Source organism: Streptomyces mutomycini (assembly GCF_001700505.1).
GTDB lineage: Bacteria > Actinomycetota > Actinomycetes > Streptomycetales > Streptomycetaceae > Streptomyces > Streptomyces mutomycini.
Genome location: NZ_MAPV01000308.1, coordinates 1 through 6,057, shown reverse-complemented (window position 1 = coordinate 6,057; position 6,057 = coordinate 1). Strand labels below are relative to the sequence as shown.

General features: G+C 73.4%; 5 protein-coding genes and 1 pseudogene. 5 read left to right on the top strand and 1 reads right to left on the bottom strand.

The window, feature by feature from the left end:
* The 5 genes from BFF76_RS30045 to BFF76_RS30025 all read left to right on the top strand — a co-directional run.
* The coding region (locus tag BFF76_RS30045; RefSeq protein WP_420877237.1) for a HEAT repeat domain-containing protein at window positions 1-1,292 on the top strand (1,292 nt) is incomplete at its 5' end.
* On the top strand, window positions 1,289-1,609 hold the full coding sequence (locus BFF76_RS30040) for a zinc ribbon domain-containing protein (protein ID WP_065849488.1): 321 nt from the start codon (window positions 1,289-1,291) through the stop codon (window positions 1,607-1,609). The genes BFF76_RS30045 and BFF76_RS30040, both read left to right, overlap by 4 nt.
* 83 nt (window positions 1,610-1,692) lie before the next feature.
* Window positions 1,693-3,075: an FtsW/RodA/SpoVE family cell cycle protein gene (locus BFF76_RS30035; RefSeq protein ID WP_065849487.1), complete on the top strand. Its 1,383-nt coding sequence runs from the start codon at window positions 1,693-1,695 to the stop codon at window positions 3,073-3,075.
* The gene (locus BFF76_RS30030) at window positions 3,072-4,529 is read left to right on the top strand and encodes a penicillin-binding transpeptidase domain-containing protein (RefSeq protein WP_031091453.1); all 1,458 of its coding nucleotides are present in this window, start codon (window positions 3,072-3,074) and stop codon (window positions 4,527-4,529) included. Before BFF76_RS30035 ends, BFF76_RS30030 begins: the two co-directional genes overlap by 4 nt.
* Before the next feature lie 78 nt (window positions 4,530-4,607).
* The gene (locus BFF76_RS30025; RefSeq protein WP_065849486.1) at window positions 4,608-5,696 is read left to right on the top strand and encodes an amidase family protein; all 1,089 of its coding nucleotides are present in this window, start codon (window positions 4,608-4,610) and stop codon (window positions 5,694-5,696) included.
* On the opposite strand, the pseudogene BFF76_RS33185 reads toward BFF76_RS30025, so the two are convergent.
* A pseudogene (locus BFF76_RS33185) lies at window positions 5,665-6,057 on the bottom strand (hypothetical protein); the annotation flags it as partial. The gene BFF76_RS30025 and the pseudogene BFF76_RS33185 sit on opposite strands and share 32 nt — an antisense overlap.

Below are 6,057 nucleotides of genomic sequence, written 5' to 3'. Positions count from 1 at the left end.
TGTCGGCCGAGGAGTCCGCCGGGCGCAGCGCCCCGTGGGCCGCCGATCTGCTGCGGACGCTGCACGGCGGCCTGGACGACCGGGTGGACGACCGCACGGCGCTGCTGACGGACCAGCTGAGCAGCCCGGACCCCTGGCAGCGCCTCGACGCCGTACGGATGAGCGGCGGGCTGATGCGGGCCTGGCGTGGTTCGTACGAGGGTCTGGTGCGGCTCGTCGGTGTGCAGCTCGCGGACCCGGAACCGCGGCTCGCGGAGGCGGCCTCGCACGTGCTGGAGGAGTTGTTCGGTCTGGCCGCGCCGGCGGCCGACGCCCTGGCAGCCCGGGTGGCGGCGGACCCCGGTGCGTGGGTGAGGGAGTGGGCGAGCGGGCCGCCGGGCCTGGGCTCGGCGGTGAAGGGGCTGTCCAGGCTGGGCGACGCCCGGGTGCTGCCCGCGCTGGCAGCCGCCCTGGAGCGGCCCGAGGTGCCGCATGACGTGGGGTTCGCGATCCGTTGCCTCGGTGGAGCGGCGGCCCCGCTCGCCGGGGTACTGCGGCGCAGGCTCGGCGAGGTCGGTCTGGACGAGGGCGCGTACGACCGGGCGAGCCCGCTGCTCGCCGGGCTGACGGCGCTGCGCGCGGGCGAGGCCGCCCCGGAGGTGCTGCGGGTGCTGCGGGGGGCGCCCGAGTACCGGGGAGAGTGGCTGCGCACTGCGGCACTGCGGGCGCTGGGGTCGTTCGGGCCGGCCGCACACTGCGCCGTTCCGGAGCTGCGCCGGCTGGTCCGGCGGCCCGGGTCGGCGGCGGCGACGGAGGCGGCGGAGGCCCTGTGGGCGGTCTCGGGTGATGCCGAAGCGGTGCTGCCGGTGCTGGCCGAGGGGCTGCGGGCGCAGCAGGTGCACGACTGCCGGGCGGCCGCGAAGGCGCTGGGCGGGCTGGGACGGCGGGCCGAAGCGGTGGCACCGAGGCTGCGGGCCCTGATGGCGCACGAGGAGCTGTGGCTCCGGGTCGACGCCGCGATCGCCCTCTGGGAGGTGTCGGGACGGACCGCGGAGGTGGTGCCGGTGCTCCTCACCGCATGGGAGAGGAACCGGCACGTCAGGGTCCGGGTCGCGGAATGTCTGGCGCGGATGGGTCTGGCTGGGGCAGGGTCGGACGCGGCACGGGTACTGCGTGCCGAGCTTCTCTCCGTACGCCGTCACAACGCGATGGACGGCGGCTACGGCAGTCACGACACTTATGAGGACGAGAAGCTGCTGGCACTCTGCCGGCGGACGCTTCTGGAAGACACGGGGAAAGGAACCACATCATGATCATTTTCGGTACGCGGGGCTATCTCTATCAGCTGGCGGTCCTGACGATGGTGTGCGGCTGGTGCGGCAATCCCGCGGCGCACACCCTGCGCAAGCGCGTCACCAAGTTCACGCTGTTCTTCGTGCCGCTGTTCCCCTTCTCCACGAAGTACGCGACGCAGTGCACCTTCTGCGGCGGGGAACGGCAGATACCGAAGGAGCAGGCGGAGCAGCTGCTCGCGCAGGCCCAGGGCGGACAGGACGGCAATCCGTTCGGCGCCGCCCAGCAGCAGCCCGGCTACGCGCCTCCCGGCGGCCAGAACCCGTACCAGAGCTGAGCCGTCCCCGGGAGCGTCCGCCGAGTAGTGCCACGAAGCTGACATAAGGGAAATAACACCCGCCTCTTGCTACGTTGCGGGGCATGACCGCAACGACGGCGGACGCACGCCCTCCCGAGCTACGCCTGCCCAAGCGGCGCGGCGTCGAGCTCTCGCTCCTGATCGGGGCCGTGCTCATCTCCGTCTACGGCTACGCGGCCGTCGGCCTCGCCCGGAACAACGCCGTACCCCCCGACGTCGCCGGGTACGGCGCCGGCCTCGGTCTCCTCGCCCTGCTCGCCCACCTCGCGGTCCGCTTCCGCGCCCCGTTCGCCGATCCGCTGCTGCTGCCCATCGCCGTCCTGCTCAACGGGCTGGGTCTGGTGCTGATCTACCGGCTCGACCTGGAGACCCCGAGCGACCGGGCGGCGACGACGCAGCTGATCTGGTCCACACTCGGGGTGGCCTTCTTCATCGCCGTCGTCGTGCTCCTGCGCGACCACCGGGTGCTCCAGCGGTACGCGTACGTGTCTGTCGCGGCGGCCCTGGTGCTGATGATCGTGCCGATCTTCTTCCCCGCGGTGAACGGGGCGAAGATCTGGATCCGGATCGGCGGGCTCTCCTTCCAGCCCGGCGAGTTCGCCAAGATCCTGCTCGCGGTCTTCTTCGCCGCGTACCTGGCCGCGAACCGCAACGCGCTCGCGTACACCGGCCGCACGATCTGGAAGCTCCAGTTCCCCACCGGCCGCGTCCTTGGCCCCATCGTCGCGATCTGGCTGCTCAGCGTCGGCGTCCTCGTCCTCGAACGGGACCTCGGCACCTCGCTGCTCTTCTTCGGCCTCTTCGTGATCATGCTCTACGTGGCCACCGGCAGGACCGGGTGGATCGCCGTCGGGCTGCTCCTCGCCGCCGCGGGCGCCTTCGCCGTCGGCTCGTTCGAACCGCATGTGCACAGCAGGGTGGAGGACTGGCTGGACCCGTACGCCACGATCAACGCGGGCCAGGGGCCCGGCCAGCTCGCCCAGTCCCTCTTCGCGTTCGCCGCCGGCGGCATGCTCGGCACCGGTCTCGGGCTCGGCCACTCCATCCTCATCGGCTTCGCCGCCAAGTCCGACTTCATCCTGGCCACCGCGGGCGAGGAGCTCGGCCTGGCCGGGCTCACCGCGATCTTCCTGCTGTACGCCCTGCTGGTGGCCCGCGGTTTCCGGGCGGGCCTGGCGCTGCGGGACCCCTTCGGGCGGCTCCTGTCGATCGGCCTCGCCTCGATCCTGGCGCTCCAGGTCTTCGTGATCGCGGGCGGGGTGATGGGCCTGATCCCGCTGACCGGGATGGCGATGCCGTTCCTGGCGCAGGGCGGTTCGTCCGTGGTCACCAACTGGATCATCGTGGCGCTGCTCATCCGGGTCAGCGACGTGGCCCGCACCCCCGACCCCGGGCCCGACCCCGACCCCGGACCAGGCACCGCACCGGCCGCGGAGGAGAAGTGATCCCCTACATCCGGCGCGCCGCCGGATTCTGCCTGTTCCTCCTCCTCGCCCTGCTGGCGAACGCCGCCCGCGTCCAGCTCTTCGAGGCCGATGAACTCAACACCAACTCCGCCAACCGCCGTACCACCATCGACCGTTACGACCAGCCGCGCGGCAACATCCTGGTCGGCGACGAACCCGTCACCGGCTCGAAGGACACCGGCGAGCAGCTGGCGTACGAGCGCACCTACCGCCACGGCCCGCTGTACGCGCCGGTGACGGGCTACGCCTCGCAGACGTACGGCACCACGCTGCTGGAGAACGCCGAGGACGCCGTCCTCTCCGGCACCGACCCGCTCCTGGCCCCGCTCCCGCTGTGGGGTGACATCACCCGCAGCCGGCAGCCGGGCGGCGATGTCGTCACCACCGTCGAGGACTCGGTGCAACGCGCGGCGTACGAGGGCCTGGACGGCCGGCGCGGAGCGGTGGCCGCCCTCGACCCGGGCACCGGGCGGATCCTGGCGCTGGTCTCCTCCCCGTCCTACGACCCCGAGGTCCTCTCGGGCACCGGCTCCTCGGTCACCGACGCCTGGGCGCGGCTCAACCGTGCGCAGAGCCGGCCGATGCTCAACCGGGCCATCCGGCAGACCTATCCGCCCGGTTCGGCCTTCAAGATCGTGACAGCGGCGGCGGCGCTCGACGCCGGCGTGGTCACCGATCCGGACGCGGCGACGGACACTCCGTCCCCGTACGTCCTGCCGGGCACCTCGACCGTGCTGCCCAACGAGGCGCGCGGCTGCGAGAAGGCGTCCCTGGCGGAGGCGATCCGGGTCTCCTGCAACACCGTGATGGCCCACCTAGGCGTCGAGGTGGGGCTGGACGGGATGCTGGAGGCGGTGGAGAGGTTCGGCTTCAACGACGACGGCCTCACGATCCCCTCCCGGGTGGCCCGCAGCAATTTCGACTCGGAGATGAGCGACGACCAGCTGGCCCAGTCCTCGATCGGCCAGTTCGACACGACGGCCACCCCGCTCCAGATGGCGATGGTGGCCGCGGCGGTGGCGAACGGCGGCGACCTCAGGCGCCCCCACCTGGTGGACCGGGTGACCACGGAAGACGGCGCCACGGTCCGCCGGCAGGACTCGGACTCGTACCGCCGGGCGATGGATCCGGCGACCGCCCAGCAGCTCCAGCGGATGATGACCGACGTCGTGGAGGACGGCACCGGCACGAACGCGGCGATCGACGGCGTGACGGTCGGCGGGAAGACGGGCACCGCCCAGCACGGGGTGGACAACTCCGGTACGCCGTACGCCTGGTTCATCGCCTGGGCGCAGGCACCGGACTCCGGCCGCCCGGCGGTCGCCGTCGCGGTGGTGGTGGAGGACGCGGAGGCGGACCGGGCGGACGTCAGCGGGGGCGGCAACGCGGCCCCGATCGCCCGGGCGGTGATGGAGGCGGCGCTGGAGGACTGAGGCCTGACGGGCGATCACGGCACGGGAGTGCCGGGACCTGGGCCGGGGCGCCCGCGCACAAGGGCGGAGACTGGTCCCATGACAGCGGCACTCGAAGCCTCCCTCGCCCGCATCGACCGGCTCGACCCGGAGCTGTGCGCCTTCACGGAGGTATGGCACGAGGAGGCGCGGGTCCGTGCGGCGGCCGCGTCCCGGCTTCCGCTCGCGGGGCTGCCGTTCGCCGTGAAGGGCCGCGCGGGCATCCGCTCGTACGCCGCCCGCCGGCTCATCGCCGCGGGCGGCGTCCCGGTCGGGGCGACCTCCGTCCCCGGCCCCGGTACGCCGTGGCAGACCTGGGGGCAGGGGACGCACGGCCGTACGGTCAACCCCTGGCGCCCCGACCGGACTCCGGGCGGCTCGTCCGCGGGATCGGCGGTGGCGGTCGCGGCGGGCATGGTGGAGCTGGCGACCGGCGGTGACGGCGCGGGGTCGGTACGGATCCCGGCGGCCTGGTGCGGGGTGTTCGGCCTGAGGACGAGCGCGGGCCTGCTCCCCTCCCCCGACCGCACGGGCCTGGCGACCGCCGGAGTGCTCGCGAGCTCGGCGGAGCGGGCGGAGGCGTATCTGCGCCATGTGACCGACGGTTACGTGCCGCAGCCCGCGCGGCTCCCCGTGCCGGCCGTCTACAGCCCCGACCTGGGCTTCGCGTCCGTCACCCCGGAGGTCGCGGACGTGACGCGGCGGGCGGTCGGCCGGCTGGTGGCGGCGGGAGCGGTACGCCTGGTGCCGGACCCCTGCGAACTGCTCGACCCGGCCGAGGCGTGGTTCGCGGTGCGCGCGGGACGCCCGACGCCGTCCACGGAGCGGCTCCGCACCGCCAACGACCGCACGCTGGACGCTCTTTTCGCCCGGGCGCCGCTGCTGCTCGCTCCGGTCGCGCCCACGCCCCCGCACGGCCACGAGGGTCCGGGGAACGTCTACTCCACCGCTCTCACCTGGCCGTTCAACCTCAGCGGTCATCCGGCGGCCAGTGTGCCCGCCGGCTTCACCTCGGACGGCTGCCCCGCCGGGCTCCAGCTGGTGACCGGCCGGGGAACCGACGCGGCGCTGCTCGGCATGGCGTGCGCGGTGGAGGACGCGCTGGGCCGGACGCCCCTCAGCCGAGCGGCCTGCGGATCTCCGCCCTGACCATCGCCGTCTCCTCGGCGGCCCGCGTCAGGTCGACCGACTGTGCGTCCTCTGCCGTCTCGGTGGGCCGGATCACGGCGACCATGGCCGCCGTGTTGGCGTCGCCCCAGGCGCACATCGGCGCGTAGGTCGTCGTGCCCAGGTCCGTCCAGCGCACGACCTGGCACTCCACCGTGATGCCGTAGCCGTCGGGCTCGAACTCCCTGGGCGGCACGACCGCCTCCGCTCCCTCGGCCCCGGCCGCGCCCTTCAGGATCTCTTCCCGCATGGACGCCGGGCTCGCCAGGCGTCCGTACATCCCCGAGAGGACCAGGACACCGCCCTCGTCCGTCGCGTAATGCGCGACGGACGAGGGCGGTGT